General features: G+C 63.7%; 14 protein-coding genes and 1 tRNA gene. 10 read left to right on the forward strand and 5 right to left on the reverse strand.

What is annotated here, in order from left to right:
* Window positions 1–213: 213 nt before the first annotated feature.
* The 5 genes from ABIB90_RS19890 to ABIB90_RS19910 form a co-directional block, all read right to left on the reverse strand.
* Window positions 214–289 (reverse strand) — tRNA-Lys (locus ABIB90_RS19890).
* A gap of 189 nt (window positions 290–478) precedes the next feature.
* Window positions 479–1,114 carry a Spy/CpxP family protein refolding chaperone gene (locus tag ABIB90_RS19895; RefSeq protein WP_354170111.1) on the reverse strand — a complete coding sequence of 212 codons (636 nt, stop codon included), beginning with the start codon at window positions 1,112–1,114 and terminating at the stop codon, window positions 479–481.
* A 196-nt stretch (window positions 1,115–1,310) separates the two neighbouring features.
* On the reverse strand, window positions 1,311–2,315 hold the full coding sequence (locus ABIB90_RS19900; RefSeq protein WP_354201249.1) for a TRAP transporter substrate-binding protein: 1,005 nt from the start codon (window positions 2,313–2,315) through the stop codon (window positions 1,311–1,313).
* Window positions 2,316–2,538: 223 nt separating this feature from the next.
* Window positions 2,539–4,101 carry a 2-isopropylmalate synthase gene (locus ABIB90_RS19905; RefSeq protein ID WP_354170107.1) on the reverse strand — a complete coding sequence of 521 codons (1,563 nt, stop codon included), beginning with the start codon at window positions 4,099–4,101 and terminating at the stop codon, window positions 2,539–2,541.
* Window positions 4,102–4,539: 438 nt separating this feature from the next.
* The gene (locus ABIB90_RS19910) at window positions 4,540–4,803 is read right to left on the reverse strand and encodes a hypothetical protein (RefSeq protein ID WP_247288140.1); all 264 of its coding nucleotides are present in this window, start codon (window positions 4,801–4,803) and stop codon (window positions 4,540–4,542) included.
* A 280-nt stretch (window positions 4,804–5,083) separates the two neighbouring features.
* Here ABIB90_RS19910 and ABIB90_RS19915 point away from each other — a divergent pair, with 280 nt between their 5' ends.
* From ABIB90_RS19915 to ABIB90_RS19960, 10 genes are all read left to right on the forward strand, one after another.
* Window positions 5,084–6,304, forward strand: coding sequence for an SMP-30/gluconolactonase/LRE family protein (locus ABIB90_RS19915; protein WP_354201250.1), 1,221 nt, complete (start codon window positions 5,084–5,086; stop codon window positions 6,302–6,304).
* Between the two features lie 198 nt (window positions 6,305–6,502).
* Entirely contained in the window at window positions 6,503–7,687 is a 1,185-nt protein-coding gene (locus ABIB90_RS19920) for a calcium-binding protein (RefSeq protein ID WP_354201251.1), read from the forward strand.
* 10 nt (window positions 7,688–7,697) lie between these two features.
* Window positions 7,698–8,801 carry an NAD(P)/FAD-dependent oxidoreductase gene (locus ABIB90_RS19925; protein WP_354201252.1) on the forward strand — a complete coding sequence of 368 codons (1,104 nt, stop codon included), beginning with the start codon at window positions 7,698–7,700 and terminating at the stop codon, window positions 8,799–8,801.
* Window positions 8,802–9,052: 251 nt separating this feature from the next.
* Window positions 9,053–10,294, forward strand: a complete 1,242-nt coding sequence (locus ABIB90_RS19930; RefSeq protein ID WP_354201253.1) for an ABC transporter substrate-binding protein — start codon at window positions 9,053–9,055, stop codon at window positions 10,292–10,294.
* A 104-nt stretch (window positions 10,295–10,398) separates the two neighbouring features.
* Window positions 10,399–11,274, forward strand: coding sequence for a branched-chain amino acid ABC transporter permease (locus ABIB90_RS19935; protein WP_007601104.1), 876 nt, complete (start codon window positions 10,399–10,401; stop codon window positions 11,272–11,274).
* Window position 11,275: 1 nt separating this feature from the next.
* On the forward strand, window positions 11,276–12,202 hold the full coding sequence (locus ABIB90_RS19940) for a branched-chain amino acid ABC transporter permease (protein ID WP_219683503.1): 927 nt from the start codon (window positions 11,276–11,278) through the stop codon (window positions 12,200–12,202).
* Window positions 12,202–13,683: an ATP-binding cassette domain-containing protein gene (locus ABIB90_RS19945; RefSeq protein ID WP_354201254.1), complete on the forward strand. Its 1,482-nt coding sequence runs from the start codon at window positions 12,202–12,204 to the stop codon at window positions 13,681–13,683. Before ABIB90_RS19940 ends, ABIB90_RS19945 begins: the two co-directional genes overlap by 1 nt.
* A 43-nt stretch (window positions 13,684–13,726) precedes the next feature.
* Window positions 13,727–14,968, forward strand: coding sequence for an ABC transporter substrate-binding protein (locus ABIB90_RS19950; RefSeq protein WP_354201255.1), 1,242 nt, complete (start codon window positions 13,727–13,729; stop codon window positions 14,966–14,968).
* A gap of 171 nt (window positions 14,969–15,139) precedes the next feature.
* A complete protein-coding gene (gene uvrA / locus ABIB90_RS19955) occupies window positions 15,140–17,653 on the forward strand; it encodes an excinuclease ABC subunit UvrA (RefSeq protein ID WP_354201256.1) in 2,514 nt (837 codons plus the stop codon).
* A gap of 156 nt (window positions 17,654–17,809) precedes the next feature.
* Entirely contained in the window at window positions 17,810–19,120 is a 1,311-nt protein-coding gene (locus ABIB90_RS19960) for an ABC transporter substrate-binding protein (protein ID WP_354201257.1), read from the forward strand.
* The last annotated feature ends 90 nt before the right edge of the window (window positions 19,121–19,210 follow it).

The raw sequence follows: 19,210 nt of genomic DNA on the forward strand, positions 1-19,210 counted from the left end.
TTTTGCTCGCTCTGATATCCAATTCTACGACGAGCACGTAATCGACCTGTACCATCCGATCTGCGCGCCATATCGAAAGGGTGAAAGTACAGAAACAAAGGAAAGTCGCGCAGCAATCCGACCGTAAAATCTCCGACAACAAAACGTTGCACGAAACTCGTTTTGTTCTCAGCGACCCTTCTCGTTAGTTCTTGAAGAAGAAGGCTTATTGCTTGGTGGGCGCACCAGGGCTCGAACCTGGGACCCGCTGATTAAGAGTCAGCTGCTCTACCAACTGAGCTATGCGCCCGAAAGGCGGTTAAAGCCTTGCGAGGCCGGTCGTTTAGCAAAGCGATCCGGGTCTGGCAAGCGATGGCACGTAAGTTTTCCAAGGCTATGACAAGGGTATGCCAAGGGCGTGCCCACATCCCCCAAAAAAGCGAAAAGCCGCTGGATTCCAGCGGCTTCGCCAGGGTTGAGCGGGGCCACCCTTGCAGGCTCAGAGCCGGCCCTCGCGGTCCCCGTCCGAGCCGCCGTCGCGGTCGAAACGGTCACGGTGGAAGTGGTCCATACCGCGCTCCATCATGCGGTCCATGCCACGCTCCATGAAGTGGCCGCGCGGGCCGTCTTCGCCACCGCCGAACGGGCCGCGGTGGCGGGTCAGCACGGCGAGGCGCCGCTTCTGGCCCTCGTCCAGGGTCTTGTAGAGCGGATCGGCGGCATCGGCGATCTTCTTCAGGGCCGCCGACGTCGCCCCCATGTCCTCGGCGCGCTGGCGCAGGCGGGCGACCGGATCCTCCGGCCTGTCGGCATCCTTGTTGGCGTCCTTATTCGCGTCCTTGCCGGCATCGCCGGGACCAGCATTCATCCGCGCATTGGCGCGATCGATGCGCAGCTTGGCGAAGTCGCGCACGGCGGCCTCGACCGGCGGCCACAGCTTTTCCTGGTCGGCGTTGAGCTTCAGCCCGGCATGGACCGCGGCGATCCGCGCGTCGACCATGGCGGCGCGGTCTTCCGGGTTCATGCGGATGTGGCGCATGTGCTCGTGCATCCACGGGCGATGATAATGGGCATAGACCGCGCCCGAGCCGGCGATGCTGAGCACGGCGATGGCGGCGATGGTGAACTTCCTCATGCGAACTCTCCTCTGGAAGGATGCCACGAGGATGGGCGCAGCGCGGCTTACGTGCAACTTACAACTTGGACAGGAAGCGCGTTCTGTCGAAGATGTAACGCTCCTGAACTTTCATTCAGTCGCAATCGGTAATCATTCGCAACAAAAAGGGGCTTCCGCGCCCGGCACGGAAGCCCCCATTCATCATCCGTTCAAATCAGTTCGTCGTGCTCTTCGCTTCCTTCTGGAATTCGTCGATCAACGGTTGCCCGATACGGCTTGCGGCGTCCTTGTAGACCGGCTCCATGGCCTTGCGCATCGCCTCATCCTGCTCCGGCGTGAGCTTGATGATCTCGCTCTTGCCGCTCTTCCTGATCTCGGCGAGCGCGTCCTCGTTCTCCTTCTGCGACTGCGTATTGTTGAAGTCGGTCGCTTCCTTCATCGCCTTCGTCAGCTGGTCGCGGATGTCGGCCGGCAAATCGTCCCAGAACTTCTTGTTCACGATCACGACGTAGCCGATGTAGCCGTGATTGCTCTCGGTGATGTACTTCTGCACCTCATGCATCTTCTGGGTATAGATGTTCGACCAGGTGTTCTCCTGCCCGTCGACGACGCCGGTCTGGAGCGCCTGGTAGACTTCGCCGAACGCCATCACCTGCGGCAGCGAGCCGAGCGCCTTGAACTGGGCCTGGAGCACGCGCGAGGACTGGATGCGGAACTTGACGCCCTGATAGTCGGCCGGCGTCACCAGCTTCTTGTTGGCGCTCATCTCCTTGAAGCCGTTGTCCCAATAGGCAAGGCCGGTGATACCCTTCGGTTCGAGCAGCTTGAGCAACCTGGCACCGAGCGGACCTTCCGTCACCTTCCGCAGCGTCTTCAGATCGGGGAGGATGTAGGGCAGATCGAATACCTCGAACTCGCGGATGCCGAGCGGGCCGAACTTGGAGTTGGACGGCGCCAGCATCTGCACGCTGCCGAGTTGGAGCGCCTCGAGCTCTTCCTTGTCCTTGTAGAGCGTCGAGTTCGGGTAGATCTCAACCTTGACCTTGCCGCCGGTATACTTCTCGGCGAGCTCCTTGAATTTCTCCGACGCCTTGCCCTTCGGCGTGTCGGTGGCCACCACGTGGCTGAACTTGATGATGATAGGCGCTTGGGCCGACGCCGGCCCGGTCAAGCCAAGTGCCAGGACCGCCATGGACGCAGCGATCGCGAAGGTGCGCATAATCTCTCCCTGTTGTTGTTTGGGCCACCCGGCGCGCGGGCGGCCGATCCTATACCGGTTGCATCAATAGCGGCTGGAAGGCGGAGCCGCTATTGGCCCTTAGCAGGGCAGCTATTCGCCGCCACATGCAGAGTCATTCCGGGGAGGTCCGTTAGGACCTAACCCGGAATCTCGAGATTCCGGGATCTCGCTTCGCGAGCCCCGGAATGACGAACTTCGTTCGTCAGCTTGCCGCCGCGGTCGTCACGGTGTCGCGCTGGCGTTTCATGACGATCTTGTTCAGTGCGCCGAGATAGGCCTTTGCCGAGGCCACCAGCGTATCCGGATCCGCCGCGCGCGCGGTCATCGCACGTCCCTCATGCGACAGCCGCACCGAGACTTCGGCCTGCGCGTCGGTGCCTTGGGTCACTGCGTGGACCTGGTACAGCTCGAGCTTGGCTTCGTGCGGCACCAGACGCTTGATGCAGTTGAACACCGCGTCAACCGGACCGTTGCCCTCGGCCTCCTCGATCTTGATCTGGCCGTCGACGTCGAGCTTCATGGTCGCGCGCTGCGGGCCATGGGTGCCGGCGATCACGGTCAGCGAGGTCAGCTTGATGCGATCGTGCGAAGCGGCCATTTCCTCATCGACCAGCGCCTCGATGTCCTCGTCGTAGATGTCCTTCTTGCGGTCGGCCAAGGCCTTCATCCGTGTGAACGCGTCTTCCAGCTGGTTGGGACCGAGCTTGTAGCCCATCTCCTCCAGTTTGTGCACGAAGGCATGGCGGCCGGAATGCTTGCCCAGCACCAGCGAGGACTGCTTCAGGCCGACCATCTCGGGCCGCATGATCTCGTAGGTGGAAGCGTCCTTCAGCACGCCGTCCTGGTGGATGCCGCTCTCATGCGCGAACGCGTTGCGGCCGACGATGGCCTTGTTGTACTGCACCGGGAACGAGGTCGCCGCCGACACCACTTTCGAGGCGCGGGTCAGCTGCGTGGTGTCGATCTTGTTCCAGAACGGAAATTTGTCGTTGCGGACGTTGATCGCCATCACGATCTCTTCCAGCGCGGCGTTGCCGGCACGCTCGCCGATGCCGTTGATGGTGCACTCGACCTGGCGCGCGCCGCCGACGACGCCGGCCAGCGAGTTCGCCACCGCCATGCCGAGGTCGTTATGGCAGTGCACGGAGAACACCGCCTTGTCCGAGTTCGGCACGCGCTCGATCAGCGTCTTCATGAAGTGGGTGTATTCGTCGGGCGTGGTGTAGCCGACGGTATCGGGAATGTTCACCGTGGTGGCGCCAGCCTTGATGACGGCTTCGACGATGCGGCACAGATAATCCATCTCGCTGCGGGTGCCGTCTTCGGCCGACCATTCGACGTCGTCGATCTGGTTGCGGGCGCGCGCGACCATGGCAACCGAAGTCTCGAGCACCTGCTCCGGGGTCTTGTTCAGCTTCACCCGCATATGCAGCGGCGAAGTCGCGATCACGGTGTGGACGCGGCCCCGCTTGGCGAATTTCACCGCCTCTGCGCAGCGGTCGATGTCGGCCGGATGGGCGCGCGACAGACCGGCGATAACGGCGTTCTTGGAGCGGCGGGCGATCTCGCTGACCGCCTGGAAGTCGCCTTCCGAGGTAATGGGGAAGCCGGCCTCGATGACGTCGACGCCCATATCGTCCAGCATCTCGGCGACCTCGAGCTTCTCCTCGAAGGTCATGGTTGCGCCGGGGCACTGCTCGCCGTCGCGCAGGGTGGTGTCGAAAATGATGACGCGGTCCTTCTCGGACTTGTTCACGGAGGCCATTTCGAAAATTCCTTTTGAGCTTTTGCGCCGTCAGTCTTCTGGGCGCTTGAGGTGTCCGGTGATCTCGACCAACCCCTGAGCGCCCAGGCGCATGGCGCCCAGCCGGCCCTCAGGGGCAAGTAAGAAGAAGCCCGCCAATCAGGAGGGTGGGCAGCAGCGCGGCCGGGATCGTGGCGGCGGCCAGAGCCACCTCCCTCGAAATCCCATCGAATTGGCCGCGAATCAGCATTGCCAGACCCTTTTGAGCCCTCAAATCCTCGGTCAAAACCGTTGACGGTTGGTTGCCGGGAGGCTCGATGCGTCGTTTCTAGACGAGAAATGGCCGCAACCGCAACGCCAAAAGATGGACAGAAGGGCTGACATGGTCGCACCGCCGGATGCGTAGAGGGACCCGGTGCCGGTGTGTCTGGCCGATTGGACCCAGGCGAGACCGTCGAGCTACGCCGTACGGCGGGCGCGAGCCCTGCTCTCCCAGCGGTTCAGCATCTGACCGAGCTCGCCGGTGGCAACCGGCGCAGCCTTGCCGGCGATCGCGATCTCGTTGGTGTTGGCCGGTGCGTTGGCACTGAGCCAATCCGGCTCGCTGTACTCACGCCAGCGGCGCGCCTCGGCTCGCCTTTTGCGGGAGACGTAGTCGCGGGTGAAATAGCCGGCCGCAAATGCAATCCCGAGCAGCAAAACCAGTACGACGACAGCGACCACAGTGAACTCCGACTTACGCCCCCGAATAGCGTTCTGCCAGCATCGCGCAGGAGGTCAAGGCTTGACATACTCCACAGCTTGGCGACGCCCCGAGCGCAGTTCCGGTAAACCCTTTCACGCCGGATGAATTTGTCGTTTCCATGTTCGACGTTGCAGCGCTTTTGCCGCCCCGCTCTCGCTGAGGATGCGTACCTCCCCCTCGCAACCGTCATCGGACCGGACTAACCTTGCCCTGCTCGGCCGGATCAACCGGCTAGCCGAACATGACCGGGAGGACTCGATGACACGCCAAAAGCAGCGTGACCAGGATGCTGCGCTTTCACGACGAACGCTCGTTCAGGGACTTGCGCTCGGCGCCGCCACTTTTGTCGGCGCCGGCTCCGCGCTGGCCCAGACCGGACCTGCCGCGCCGCCGACGACGATCACCACCCCGCCACGCGATTTCGGTCCCAACGGCGCGCCGACCACCTATTTCTGGGACCCCGATGTCATCGCGGTCGATCCGTCCTTCAACAATCTCGCGCAGCCCAACACGGCGATCAAGCGTCTCTATACGGGCCTGCTGTGGGCTGAAGGCCCGGCGTGGAGTGCACAGGGCCGCTATTTGCTCTGGAGCGACATTCCCAACAACAGGCAGATGCGCTGGAGCGAAGACGACGGTCGCGTCAGCGTGTTCCGCTCGCCGTCCAACAACTCCAACGGCAACTCGTTCGACTTCCAGGGCCGTCAACTCTCCTGCGAACATTTGACCCGGCGGGTGACGCGTTATGAACATGACGGTACCGCGACCGTGCTTTGCGACAACTACAACGGCAAGAAGCTGAACTCGCCGAACGATGTCGTCGCGCATCCTGACGGCAGCTACTGGTTTACCGATCCTCCCTATGGCGGCCAGCTGTACGAAGGTGAGCCCGACGCCCCGAGCGGTCCGAGCAATTCCGGCGGCAAGCTCAATCCGCGGATTGGCCAGCCCGCCGGCTTCGCGCCGGGCAAGCGCGAGCTGCCGACCAATTGCTATCGCATCGACCCTAGCGGCCGCGTCGATCTCATCGTCACGGAGGAGCAGGTGCCCGACCCGAACGGGCTGTGCTTCTCGCCGGACTTCAAGAAGCTCTACGTCGTATCAACCGGCAAGGGACCCGGCGACACCGGTCCCGGCGGCAAGGATGAGATTTTCGTCTTCGACGTCGGCGGCGACAACAAGCTGTCGAACCAGAAGCGGTTCAGCGAGTGCGTGATCGACGGTGTGAAGTGCGGGCCGGACGGCGTGCGCTGCGACGTCAACGGCAACGTCTGGGCCTCCAGCAATGCCGGCCGCGCCGTCGGCTACAGCGGCGTGACGACGTGGTCGCCGGAGGGCAAGCTCCTCGGCCGCATCCGGTTGCCCGAAGTGTGCGGCAACATCTGCTTCGGCGGCCCCAAGCGCAATCGCCTGTTCATGGCCGCGAGCCAATCGCTCTATGCGGTGTATACGGCCACCCAAGGCGCCGGGCCCGGCTGAGCCCGCGCGCGAGATCGCAAGCACGGGCGTCGGCTTGGACCGCCGGCGCCCGCGGTTCCCTGATCGCAATCAAGCTACGCCCCGAGCAAATCTCCGCCATCAATCCAACGAAGATTGAATCGCGCGGCAAAGCCGCAGCGCGGTGCGAAGGCATGATGCTCTTCGTTCTCGCGTCCGACTTGAACCGGGAGTTGCGCGATGCGCCGTATGCCAAACGACACCATCATCGTCAGCGTTGGGGACCAGCAATTTGTCACTGAGTTCGGAGACCCGGGCCTGCCGAACGACGGCCGCGGCGGCAGCGACAACATGATCGCGACCGTCGACGGCAGCAACGCCGTCCTGACATTCGTTGGCGACGACCAGACCCTGCAAGGACATTCTCACGGAGGAAACGACGATCTCGCCGCGACCGTCACAGGCTTTGGGGACTACGTGTTGCTGGACGGCGATGCGCAGGCGACGTCCGGCGACGCCCATGGCGGCAACGATGTACTTCGTGTCGATGCATCGACATCGATCTACGCTACCCTCGGTGTTTTTGGCGACGCCGAAACCGCCATGTCGGCCGACACGAGGGGCGGCAATGATGTCGTCGTTGCATCGATGGGAAACAGATCGTCTGGCACGTTTAGCGGAGACTCCGGAAGTTCTATGAGCGATCATGCGCGCGGCGGCAATGATATGCTCAGCGTGACCCAGGCCGGCAGTTACGGCGGCGCTTCGATATCGGGCGACGCCCTCGTCTCCATGAGCGGCGATGCGCACGGCGGCAACGATATCCTCATCTACACCGTCGGTGCCGCAGCCCAATCCGGAGGCGCTTCTCTGGTCGGAGACGCCGGCTACATGAGCGACGATACCCGCGGCGGCAACGATATCCTGATCGCGGCGGTCCACGGCAACCCGGACTCCACGTCCATCGTGCTCGTCGGAGATGCCTCGAACATGTCAGGCAATGCGCGCGGCGGAGATGATATCCTCCACGGCAGCAGCCGCGACGATCTGCTGTATGGCGACGCGCAGACCTACGCTCCGTTCACAGCCGGCTCGATCACAGGCGGCAAGGACATGCTGAATGGCGGTCGCGGAAATGACCAGCTCTGGGGCGGACCGAACGACGACAGATTCGTCTTCAACAAAGGTTCAGGCCTGGACGTGATCAACGATTTCGACCAGGGCAACAAGGCTGTCGGCAGCACGGCGCGCGAGCACGATGTGATCAATTTGCACGATTACGGCTTCGCAGACTGGGCGGCGCTAAAAAGCCTGATCAGCGATGACAGCACAGGAAATGCGGTGATCCACCTGACGGCGACCGATACGATTACGCTGGAGGGGGTCCATACCGCGGATCTCCATGCGAAGGATTTCATTGTGTAAGAGAGCATTCATGCGCGTTGTGATCTGCGGCGGCGGCGTGATCGGCGCCTGCACCGCCTGGTTTCTCCGCCGCCGCGGCATCGACGTCGTCGTCGTGGAGCGGGCGGACGTCGCGGCCGCGGCGTCAGGCAAGGCGGGCGGCTTCCTCGCACGCGACTGGTGCGAGGGCTCGCCGCTCGATGCGCTGGCGCGACGGAGCTTCGCGATCCATGCGCAACTGCCGGACGAGATCGCAGGCGATTGGGGCTATCGCCCGATGAGCGCTTATAGCGGCTTCGTTGCCGCCGATGGCCATCCGCGCCGGGATGCACCGTCCGCGCTCGGCTGGCTCAGCAACGGCGTCATCATCGCGCAGCGCATCGGCACGATGGAGTCCACTGCGATCGTTCACCCCAAGAAATTCACCTCAGCCGTGATGAACGCGGCGCTCGCGCAAGGCGCCGAGTTTCGTCCGGGCCAGGTGACCGGCATCATGCGCGATGCGGACGGCACGACCGCGACGGGCGTCGAGGTCGATGGCCGCATCGTCGAGGCGGACGCCGTCGTGATCGCGATGGGACCATGGTCTCTGCTCGCCGCGCAATGGATGAGCCTGCCCGCCGTCTACGGTCAGCGCAGCCCGAGCATCGTGTACGACACCGGCACGAATGTGCCGGCCGATGCGCTGTTTCTGGAGTCTGAAGAGAATGGCAGTGCCGTGTCGATCGAGGTCTTTCCTCGCGCCGACGGCAGCACGCATATCACCGCTTTCTCCGACATCGCGCCGCTTCCGCTCGATCCGGCTGCCGTGACGCCGGACCACGACGTGATCGCGCGCCTGCAAACCATGTCCGAGCGGCTGTCGCCACTGTTCCGATCCGAGAGGATCATTGCGCGGCAAGCCTGCTTCCGGCCGGTGACACAGGATGGCCTGCCGCTGATCGGAAAGGTGCCGCAAAGTGAAGGTCTGTACGTTGCGACCGGGCACAATGTGTGGGGCATCCTGAATGCGCCCGCCACGGGCGAGGCCATGGCGCAACTGATCGCGGAGGGTGCGACACGCAACGTCGACATCTCGCCATTCGATCCGGCCCGCCTCGCGCCGCTCGATCCGTCGCTGCTGCAAGCGCGCTGAGCCAACGCGACGGCATCGCCATTCAGCGATCGGGTTGCTGTGCGCCTGCGATAGCTACGCATGCCTACCGACGAAATCTGCATGCCTGCGCGTGAAACGGGTCCGGCAGCTTTCCTGCCCGCTATTTGCGCAGCGCTAGACTTTAGTCCGTGCCTCACAATCCTGGACGCGGTTTCACTTGCCGAGAATGTCTCCGCCGGTATAGTCGCGGCATAATGGCTCACAAGAGGCCTGTTAAGGGAGAGAACAAGATGAAGAAACCGCTCTCTGTTGCGTTGCGGATAGCACTCGGTACCGCCGCGGCCGCTGTGTTGATGACGTCAGGCGCGGCACTTGCGGCCGATCCCATCAAGATCGGCGTGATCGCGGAAGCGCAGGCGATTGCCGGCGCCTCCATCCCTCAGGCGGCACAGCTCGCCGCCGACGAGATCAACGCCAATGGCGGCGTCGAGGGCCGCAAGATCGAGATCGTCTCTTACGACAATCACTCGTCCTCGGCAGATTCGGTCCGCGCGTTCCAGCGCGCGGTAAACGAGGACAAGGTCAATGCGGTCATCGCCAGCTACATCAGCGAAGTCGTGCTGGCGCTGGAGCCCTGGGCCTCGCGGCTGAAGACGCCGTTCGTCACGCCCGGTGCCGCTTCCAACGAAATCAGCAAGAGCGTGCATGCCGATTACGAGAAGAACAAGTACACCTTCCACGGCTATTTGACCTCCGCCGCGCTGGCGCTTTCCGTCTGCGACGGCGCCAAGGACCTGCTGGTCGACAAGATGCACATGAAGACCGCCGTCATCATGAGCGAGGACGCCGCCTGGACCAAGCCGCTCGACATCGGCTACGAGGAATGCCTGCCCAAGATCGGGCTGAAGGTGCTCGACCACATCCGCTTCTCGCCCGATACCACCGACTTCACGCCGATCTTCAACAAGATCGAGGGCTCCAAGCCCGACGTGATCATCACCGGCATCTCCCATGTCGGCGTGCAGCCGACGGTGCAGTGGAAGAACCAGCAGGTGCCGATCCCGATGTTCGGCATCGCCTCGCAGGCCACCAACGAGACTTTTGGCAAGGACACCAATCAGGCGGCCGAAGGCGTGCTCTACCAGGGCGTCTCCGGCCCGGGCGTCGCGGTGACGCCCAAATCGGTGCCGTTCGCCGAAGCCTTCAAGAAGAAGTTCGGCAATTATCCCTCGTATGCCGGCTACACCGCCTATGACGAGGTCTACTACATCGCCGACGCGGTGAAGCGCGCGGGCTCGACCGACGCCGACAAGCTGGTCGCCGCGCTTGAGACGACCGACTGGGAAGGTACGATCGGCCGCGTCCAGTTCTACGGCAAGGACGATCCGTTCACGCACTCGATCAAATACGGCAAGGGCCTGATCACCGGGCTGATGCTGCAATGGCAGGGCGGCAAGCAGAGCGCGGTCTGGCCCAAGGAAGTCGCCAAGGTCGACATCAAGTTCCCGAGCTTCATCAAGCTCTCGAACTAGCAGGACACGCTCCCGGGACCAGCTCCCGGGAGCTTCCACATGCGGCTCCCGCAGCACGTTGCCCCAGCAACATCGTCTCTCATAAATCAGATTGCCAACCTTAGATGCGTGCTTTCCAGATTCTGATCGATGGCTTTGCCATCAGCGCTCTCTATGCTCTCGGTGCCACCGGCTTCACGCTGATCTTCGGCGTGTCCGGCGTCCTCAACCTCTCTCATGGGGCCATCATGGTGGCAGCAGCGGTGGCGGCCTGGGCCGCCGCCAGCATCCTGAATGTCGGCACCTATGCCGGCGCACTGATCGGGGTCGGTGTCGCTCTCCTGACATCCTTCGCCACCTATTTTGCGGTGGTGAAGCCGATCCAGGACTCCCGGCGCATCCCGAATGAAGAGAAGGAGATCTTCGTCCTCACCGGCACGCTGCTGTGGGGGATCATGATCCAGGAGGTGATCGCTTATTTCTTCACCAACAACGCCAAGACCGTGTTGCCGATCGTCGAGGGCGTCGTCGAGATCCTCGGCGTACGCACGCCCAGCAACGAGATCTTTACCGCGATCGTGTGCTGCTTCGTCATCGCGCTGTTGTGGCTCCTGGTGAACCGCACCCGCACCGGCAAGGCGGTGCTCGCGGCCTCGATGAACCCACGCGGCGTCACCCTGCTCGGCCTCGAGCTCACCAACATCTACGTCGTGGTGTGGGCGATCTACGGCATTCTCGCCGGCATCGCCGGCGTGCTGCTCGGAATGTTCCTCGGCGTCAGCTCCTACAGCGTCGGACCGCTAACCGCGAGCGCGTTCTCGATCGTCGTGCTCGGCGGCCTCGGCAGCGTCTCCGGCTCGCTGATCGCGGCCTTTGTGGTCGGTTATCTCGAAACGCTCACGGCCTATCTGGTCTCGCCGGCCTACCGCACCATTCCGGCGCTGTTGCTGCTCGTGTTCGTGATGTACATACGGCCTCAGGGCCTTCTGGGGAGGCGCTGAGATGGCCAGCTTCTTTACGACCCGCCTGTTCTTCATCTCGCTCGCGCTGGTGGTGATCGCAGCCACGCTGCCGCTTTATGTCTCGGGCTATGTGCTCGGCTTGCTCACCGTCGCCTTTTACTTCGGCGTGTTCGCGATGGCGTGGGACCTGCTGTTCGGCTTCGCCGGCGAGGTCAATTTCGGCCCGACCTTCCTGATCGGCGTCGGCGCCTACACCGCCGGCATCCTGAATGCCCAGTTCGGCTGGTCGGTTTACGCCTGTATCGTGCTCGGCGCGCTCGCCTCCGTCATCGCCGGCCTCGTGTTGGCGTTGCCGGCGCTTCGGGTGCGCGGACCGTATTTCGGCCTGACCACGCTGGTCGCGGTGCTGATGCTGCAGAATTTCATCGTGGTGTTCGCCGATCTCACCGGCGGCGAGATCGGGCTGACCATTCCCGACGTCATCTCCATTAACGCCGGTGTCAATTACTGGATTGCGCTCGGCTTCATGACGATCTCGGCGGCGATCCTCTATGGTCTGTCGCAATCGCCTGTTGGCCTGGTGCTGCAAGCCAGCGGCCAGGACCCGGTGCAGGCCGGCGCGCTCGGCTTCAACATCGTCAAGCACAAGCTCGCCGCCTTCATCGTCAGCGCGTTCTTCTCGGGGTTATCAGGCGCGCTGCTGGTGTTCTATTTCGGCACCGCCTCGGTCGGCACCGTGGTCGACGTCGCGGTCGGCGTCAACGTGATCGTCTCGGCCGTGCTCGGCGGCCGCCGCACCGTGCTCGGTGCGGCGCTGGGCGCGATCTTCCTGATCGTCGCCGGCGAATTCCTGCGCCCCACCGGCGAGCTCGCAACCTTCATCGTCTCGGCGGTCGCGCTGCTCGTCGTGCTGTTCTTCCCCGGCGGCTTCCTCGGAGCGGCCCTCTCGCGTGAGGCGCGCTCGTGATGGATATGCGATCTTCAAACAGGGCCGTGCTCGAAGTCCGCGGCCTCACCAAGCGCTTCGGCGGGTTGACGGCGGTGAAGAACCTCGGCTTCGAGGTGAATAGCGGCGAGATTTTTGGCCTGATCGGGCCGAACGGCTCGGGCAAGTCGACCGCGATGAAGAGCGTAATGGGCATCGAGCGCCCGACATCAGGCGAGGTGATCTTCGAGGGCGAGGACGTTGCCGGCCTTCCCGCGCACAAGATCGCGCGCAAAGGCTTTGGCATGGTGTTCCAGCATTCGCGGCCGCTGAACCGGCAGACCGTGCTGGAGAACATCATGGTCGCGCTGCTGCCGGACAGCCTGTTCATGCTGTTTCCGGACAAGGCGCTGGTCGAGCGTGCCAAATGGATCGCGGACCGCGTCGGACTCGGCAACGTGATGAACCGCCGCCCGCCGACGCTGCCTTTCGCCGACCTGCGCCGGCTCGAGCTCGCCAAGGCGATCGCGCGCGACCCCAAGGTCGTGCTGGTGGACGAGCCCTTTGCCGGGCTGACGCGGGCCGAGGTCGAAATCTTCTCCGACCTGATCCGCAGTTTCCGCGACGAGGGCCGTGCGGTGATGCTGGTCGACCACAACGTCAAGAGCGTCGCGGCGCTGGTCGACCGCGTGCTCGCGATGTATCTCGGCGAGGAAATCGTCACCGGCAAGGCCGAGGACGTCATGAAGAACGAGACGGTGCGGCGGGTCTATCTCGGCGGCGCCATCGAGACCCATGCGCGGCCCGAGACCAGCTTCAAGGACAAGGTGCCGCTGCTCCAGGTCGAGAATGTCAGCGTGTTCTACGGCAAGGCGCAGGCGCTGGAGAACGTCTCGATCCACGTCCACGAGGGCGAGTTCGTCTCGATCGTCGGCCTCAACGGCGCAGGCAAGACCACATTGTTCAACACCATCTCCGGCTTCCTGCCTTATAGCGGCGAGATCGTGCGCAACGGCGAGAAGCTGCGCGGCACGACGCCGGCCAAGATCGCCCGCAGCGGCCTCGTGCAGTGCCCGGAATCGCGCGAGCTGTTCGGCGAGATGAGCGTGCGGGAAAACCTCGATCTCGGGGGGCAACATCTGGCCGACGACAAGCGCGCGGCACAGCTGGCCTGGCTGTTCGAGCTGTTCCCGATCCTGAAAGAGCGTCAGGGCCAGATGGCGCAAACGCTGTCCGGCGGCGAGCAGCAGATGCTTGCGATCGGCCGCGCGCTGATGATGCAGCCGCAGATCCTGATCCTGGACGAGCCGACGCTGGGCCTCGCCCCCGTCATCCTCGAACTCTTGTCCAAGGCCCTCACGAGGCTGCGGCAGACGACGTCGATCACGGTGCTGCTCGGCGAGCAGAACGTGACCTTCGCGCTTCCACATGCCGACCGCGTCTATGTGCTCGAGCATGCAAGGATCGTCTGGGAGGGCGATCCCGGCCGCTTCGCCGCGGAGGCTGGCGCCGATTTTCTCTGATTCGCCCATACCAACAACAAAACAAGCAAAGGGAAAAACGACCATGCGACCATCCCCGAATTTGAGCAGCAGCTTCCTCCTCGCTTCCGCGCTGGCGCTGTGCCTCGCCGCTCCCGCCTACGCCCAGTCGAACGACCCGATCAAGATCGGCGTCATCGCCGAAGTGCAGTCGATCGCGGGGGCCGCGACGCCCGGCGGCGCGCAGATCGCTGCCGACGAGATCAACGCCAAGGGTGGCATTCTCGGCCGCAAGATCGAGATCGTGACCTACGACAACAAGAGCTCCTCGGCGGACTCGGTGCGTGCGTTCCAGCGCGCGGTGAGCGAGGACAAGGTCTCTGCCGTGATCGCAAGCTATATCAGCGAAGTCGTTCTCGCGCTCGAACCCTGGGCGGCGCGGCTGAAGATGCCGCTGATCACGCCCGGCGCGGCCTCGAACGAGATCACCAAGGCGATCCACAACGACTACGAGAAGAACAAGTACACCTTCCACGGCTATCTGACCTCGGCCGCGCAAGCCCAGCTCGTCTGCGACGCCGCCAAGGATCTCCTGGTCGACAAGCTCAAGTTCAAGACGGTCGCGATCATGAGCGAGGACGCCGCCTGGACCAAGCCGCTCGACGTCGGCTACGAGGCTTGTCTCCCGAAAGCTGGCCTCAAGGTCGTCGAGCACGTGCGGTTCTCGCCTGATACCACCGACTTCACGCCGATCTTCAACAATATCGAGGCCAAGAAGCCGGACGTGATCGTCACCGGCATCTCGCATGTCGGCGTGCAGCCGACGGTGCAGTGGAAGAACCAGCAGGTGCCGATCCCGATGTTCGGTATCAGCGCGCAGGCGCTGAGCCCGACCTTCTGGAAGGACACCAATGGCGCCGCCGACGGCGTCCCGTCGCTGGCGGTCGCAACGCCCGATGTCGCCGTGACCTCCAAGACGAAGCCGTTCGCGGCCGCCTTCAAGGCCAAGTTCGGCTCGCCGCCGGCCTATACCGGCTACACCGCCTATGACGAGGTCTACTTCATCACGGAGGCGATCAAGCGCGCGGGCTCGACCGATCCCGACAAGATGGTCACTGAACTCGAAAAGACCGACTACGAGGGCACGATCGGCCGCATCCAGTTCTACGGCAAGGACGACGAGTTTACCCACGGCATCAAGTCCGGTCCGACGACCGTTTCGGGTCTGGTCTTCCAGTGGCAGGACTCCAAGCAGGTCGTGGTCTGGCCCGAGAAGATCGCGGAGGGCAAGCTGAAGTTCCCGAGCTTCGTGAAGCTGTCGCAGTAACACGCCGGACTGGGCACCGGCCCGGTACCGAGCGCCCCATCACCCTTGCAAGGCCCGTCGCTTCGACCGCGACGGGCCTTCGCTTTGTGCAGAATGCCACTGGTACGCTGTCATCGGTGGACCCATCCTGCGATCCTGTCGTTACCCCCCAGGCGCGGCCGGAGCAGCCAGATGGACGACCGATCAAGACGACCCGATGGCCTGATGCAGGACGACGGCTTCGTTCGCGTGCGAGGCGCGCGTGAGCATAACCTCAGGGACGTCGACGTCCGCATTCCGCGCAACGCCCTCGTCGTGTTCACGGGCGTGTCGGGCTCCGGAAAATCCTCGCTCGCGTTTGGGACGATCTACGCCGAGGCGCAACGGCGATATCTGGAATCGGTGTCGCCTTACGCGCGGCGCCTGTTCCACCAGATGCAAATCCCCGAAGTCGACGACATCGAAGGGCTACCACCCGCCGTCGCGCTCCAGCAGCAGCGCGGCGCGCCGACGACGAGATCGTCCGTCGGCAGCGTGACGACCATCTCGAACCTGCTCAGAATGCTCTATTCCCGCGCCGGCGACTACCCGCGCGGACAAAAGATGCTCTATGCGGAATCGTTCTCGCCGAACACGCCGGAAGGCGCCTGCCCGACCTGCCACGGTATCGGCAGGATGCTCGACGTCACCGAAAAGTCCATGGTGCCCGACGACACCCTCACCATCCGCGAGCGCGCTGTCGCGGCCTGGCCGAGTGCCTGGCAGGGGCAGAACCTCCGGGACATCCTGACGACGCTGGGCTACGACGTGGACAAGCCCTGGCGTGAGCTGCCCAGGAAGGACCGCGACTGGATCCTGTTCACGGAGGAGCAGCCGACTGTTCCGGTCTATGCCGGTTACGACTTGGCCGAAGTCAAACGGGCCCTGCGCCGCAAGGAGGAGCCGAGCTATCAGGGCACGTTCACCGGCGCCAAGCGCTATGTGATGCAAACCTATGCCAAGTCCGAAAGTGCGATGATGAAGCGCCGCGTCGCGCAATTCATGATCACCCAGGACTGCCCAACCTGCCATGGCACGCGATTGAAGCCCGAGGCACTCAAGGTCAAATTCGCCGGTCTCAATATCGCTGAAATGTCGCACCTGCCGCTCAAGAAGCTGCAGGAGGTGATGAAGCCTTTCGCGAAGGCTTCGACGGATGGGGCATCGGAGAAGACCATCGTCGCCAGGCGCATCTGCGAGGATCTGTCGGCGCGATTAGCCGTCCTGCTCGACCTCGGGCTCGGCTATCTCGCTTGCGAGCGCAGCACGCCGACGCTGTCGCCCGGCGAGTTGCAGCGGCTGCGACTTGCGACACAGGTCCGCTCCAACCTGTTCGGCGTCGTCTACGTGCTCGACGAACCGTCCGCCGGCTTGCATCCCGCCGACACCGAGGCGCTGCTGCGGGCGCTGGACCGGCTGAAACACGCGGGCAATTCGATCTTCGTGGTCGAACACGAGATCGAGGTGATCAGGCATGCCGACTGGCTGGTGGATGTCGGCCCTGACGCCGGCGAAAGCGGCGGAAACATCCTCTATAGCGGACCGCCTGCAGGGCTCGGGCAGGTCGCGCAATCGCGAACCGCCGATTATCTCGCGCATCCCCGAAAGCCACTGCCGACGGTCCGCCGCGAACCGAAAGGTCACCTGAAGGTCAGGGGTGTGACCCGCAACAATCTTCGCGGCCTCGACGTCGATATCCCGCTGGGCGTTCTTGCCAGCGTGACCGGCGTGTCGGGCTCCGGCAAATCGAGCCTGATCAGCCAATTCCTCGTCGATGCCGTGGCGGAGCATCTCGGCCATGCAAGGGCCGCGGACCCGGACGACGACAGCCTGGCACCCACGGTCGAGACATTGGGCGGCAAGATTGTCGCCGGCCTCGACCAGATCGATCGCCTCGTCGTGGTGGATCAGAAGCCGATCGGCCGCACGCCACGATCCAACCTCGCGACCTATACCGGCCTGTTCGACCACGTCAGGAAGCTGTTCGCCGCGACGCCGCAGGCAAAATCCCGCCGCTACGATGCCGGGCGCTTTTCCTTCAATGTCGCGAAAGGCCGATGCAGCACCTGCGAGGGCGAGGGATTTGTCTGCGTCGAGCTTCTGTTCCTGCCCAGCGTCTACGCCCCCTGCCCGACCTGCAAGGGCGCGCGTTACAACGACAAGACGCTGGAGGTGAAGATCCGCGGAAAATCCATCGCCGATGTGCTGGCGATGCGCGTCGACGAGGCCTTCGAATTCTTCCGCGAAGATGCAACCCTGAACCGGTCGCTATCGGTCGTCCGCGAGGTCGGCCTCGGCTATATCCGCCTCGGTCAGTCCGCCACCGAACTGTCGGGTGGCGAAGCCCAACGCATCAAGCTCGCGACCGAGCTCATGCGCCCGCAACGCGGTCACACGCTCTACGTCCTGGACGAGCCGACCACCGGACTTCATCCCAGGGATGTCGAGCGGCTGATCGCCCAGCTCGAGCGCATCGTGGACGCCGGCAACAGCGTGGTCGTGGTCGAGCATGACATGGACGTCGTCTCTCACAGCGACTGGATCATCGACCTCGGTCCCGGCGCCGGCGACGAAGGCGGCCGAATCGTTGCGTCGGGGACACCGCGAGAGGTCGCCAAGGCTGGCGGGAAGACCGCGGGCTATCTCGCCCGTCGCTTGAAACAGTAGCGCGCGATCTCGTCGCCGCCCATTTCGCAATTGCGTTCTGCGTCGCGGAGGCCAGACCCCGACTTTCGCCATGTTGACTTTCTGCCGCCCCGCTCCCCATACTTCGAAAAAAGATAACAAGACCAAATCATAGAACGGTTTTTGAGGGAGGATAGGATGCCGACTTCACGCAGGCAGCTGCTGAAGGGCTCGGCGGCTGCCGCCGCCGCACTCAGCCTCGATTGGACACGCGCCCAGGCGCAAGCCGAGAATTTGCGCATCGGCCTGATCTACGACCTCACCGGTCCGTTCGCCGCCGGCGGCTCGGTCGCCTCGTCGGTCGGGGCGCAGATCGCCATCGACCTCGTCAACGAAAAGGGCGGCATCGGCGGCAAGACCAAGATCGTGCCGGTCGCGGCGGACTCGCAGAGCAAGGCCGACGTGGCGATCAACGAGGCCGAGCGGCTGATCAGCCAGGAAAAGATCGACATCATCAACGGCGTCTATTCCAGCGCGCATGCGGTGCCGATGGCGGCGAAGGTCGAGCAGCAGAAGAAGATCCTCTGGATCACGACCGCGGTCTCGACCGCCGTGTTCAAGGACAAGAATCTGCAATACGTGTTTCGCGCGCAGATCCATTCCGATCAGTACGGCCAGGCCTTCGCGGGGTTCGTCGCCGAGCACGCGCAAGGCAAGCTCGGCATGGACCCGAAGGACGTCAAGGTTGCGCTGATTCACGAGGACGGCCCTTATGGCGTCGGCGTCGCGGCGGCGGACGAGGCCTATGCCAAGCAGGCGGGCATCCAGGTCGTGATGCGCGAGGGCTATTCGGCTTCCGCCCCTGATCTGTCGGTGCTTGTGACCAAGCTCAAGCGCGCCAAGGTCGATGTGATCTCGCATGCCGGCTACAACCCCGACATCACCCTGTTCCTGCGTCAGGCCCGCGAGAGCGGCCTGCGGTTCAAGATGCTGTTCGGCGCCGGCGCCGGCTACAGCCAGCTCGACAAACTGCGCGCGACCTTCGGCCCCGACATCGATAATTTCTGCAACATCGATCCGGTGCCCGCGCAACTGCTCGATCCAGCCAAGCTTGCGCCTGGAATCGGCGATCTGACCAAGACCATGGTCTCGCGCTACCAGGCCAAGACCGGCGCCACCGACGTGCCGCCGCATTGCTCGATGGGTTTCAACCAGACCTGGATCCTGCTCAACAACGTGCTGCCGGTCGCCAAGGAGAAGTACGGCAGCTTCGAGCCCGAGGCCATTCGCAAGGCCGCGCTCGACGTCGACATTCCCGCCGGCGGCACCATCCAGGGCTATGGCGTGAAATTCTTCCCGCCGGGCACGCCGCTCTCCGGCCAGAACGAGCGCTCGACCCCGGTCGTGATGCAAAATGCCGGCGAGCACATCTCGGTGGTGTGGCCAACGAACATCAGGACGCGGGACCCGGTGTTTCCGCTGCCGAAGGGATCGACCTACGGGACGTAGGATTCAAGCCGCGCAGACGGTGCGTCCCTCTCCCCTTGCGGGAGGGGTGGCTCGCCGCGAAGCGGCGAGACGGGTGAGGGGTTGTCTCCG

This window comes from Bradyrhizobium sp. JR4.1, assembly GCF_040548605.1.
Taxonomy (GTDB): domain Bacteria; phylum Pseudomonadota; class Alphaproteobacteria; order Rhizobiales; family Xanthobacteraceae; genus Bradyrhizobium; species Bradyrhizobium canariense.

Excerpts from the sequence above, each read along its gene's own strand:
- ABIB90_RS19895 (WP_354170111.1), bottom strand. The coding sequence starts at position 1,114 with ATGAGGAAGTTCACCATCGCCGCCATCGCCGTGCTCAGCATCGCCGGC.
- ABIB90_RS19945 (WP_354201254.1), top strand. The coding sequence starts at position 12,202 with ATGGATATGCGATCTTCAAACAGGGCCGTGCTCGAAGTCCGCGGCCTC.
- ABIB90_RS19940 (WP_219683503.1), top strand. The coding sequence starts at position 11,276 with ATGGCCAGCTTCTTTACGACCCGCCTGTTCTTCATCTCGCTCGCGCTG.
- ABIB90_RS19920 (WP_354201251.1), top strand. The coding sequence starts at position 6,503 with ATGCGCCGTATGCCAAACGACACCATCATCGTCAGCGTTGGGGACCAG.
- ABIB90_RS19900 (WP_354201249.1), bottom strand. The coding sequence starts at position 2,315 with ATGCGCACCTTCGCGATCGCTGCGTCCATGGCGGTCCTGGCACTTGGC.
- ABIB90_RS19935 (WP_007601104.1), top strand. The coding sequence starts at position 10,399 with ATGCGTGCTTTCCAGATTCTGATCGATGGCTTTGCCATCAGCGCTCTC.
- ABIB90_RS19930 (WP_354201253.1), top strand. The coding sequence starts at position 9,053 with ATGAAGAAACCGCTCTCTGTTGCGTTGCGGATAGCACTCGGTACCGCC.
- ABIB90_RS19960 (WP_354201257.1), top strand. The coding sequence starts at position 17,810 with ATGCCGACTTCACGCAGGCAGCTGCTGAAGGGCTCGGCGGCTGCCGCC.
- ABIB90_RS19905 (WP_354170107.1), bottom strand. The coding sequence starts at position 4,101 with ATGGCCTCCGTGAACAAGTCCGAGAAGGACCGCGTCATCATTTTCGAC.
- ABIB90_RS19915 (WP_354201250.1), top strand. The coding sequence starts at position 5,084 with ATGACACGCCAAAAGCAGCGTGACCAGGATGCTGCGCTTTCACGACGA.
- ABIB90_RS19925 (WP_354201252.1), top strand. The coding sequence starts at position 7,698 with ATGCGCGTTGTGATCTGCGGCGGCGGCGTGATCGGCGCCTGCACCGCC.
- ABIB90_RS19950 (WP_354201255.1), top strand. The coding sequence starts at position 13,727 with ATGCGACCATCCCCGAATTTGAGCAGCAGCTTCCTCCTCGCTTCCGCG.
- uvrA (WP_354201256.1), top strand. The coding sequence starts at position 15,140 with ATGGACGACCGATCAAGACGACCCGATGGCCTGATGCAGGACGACGGC.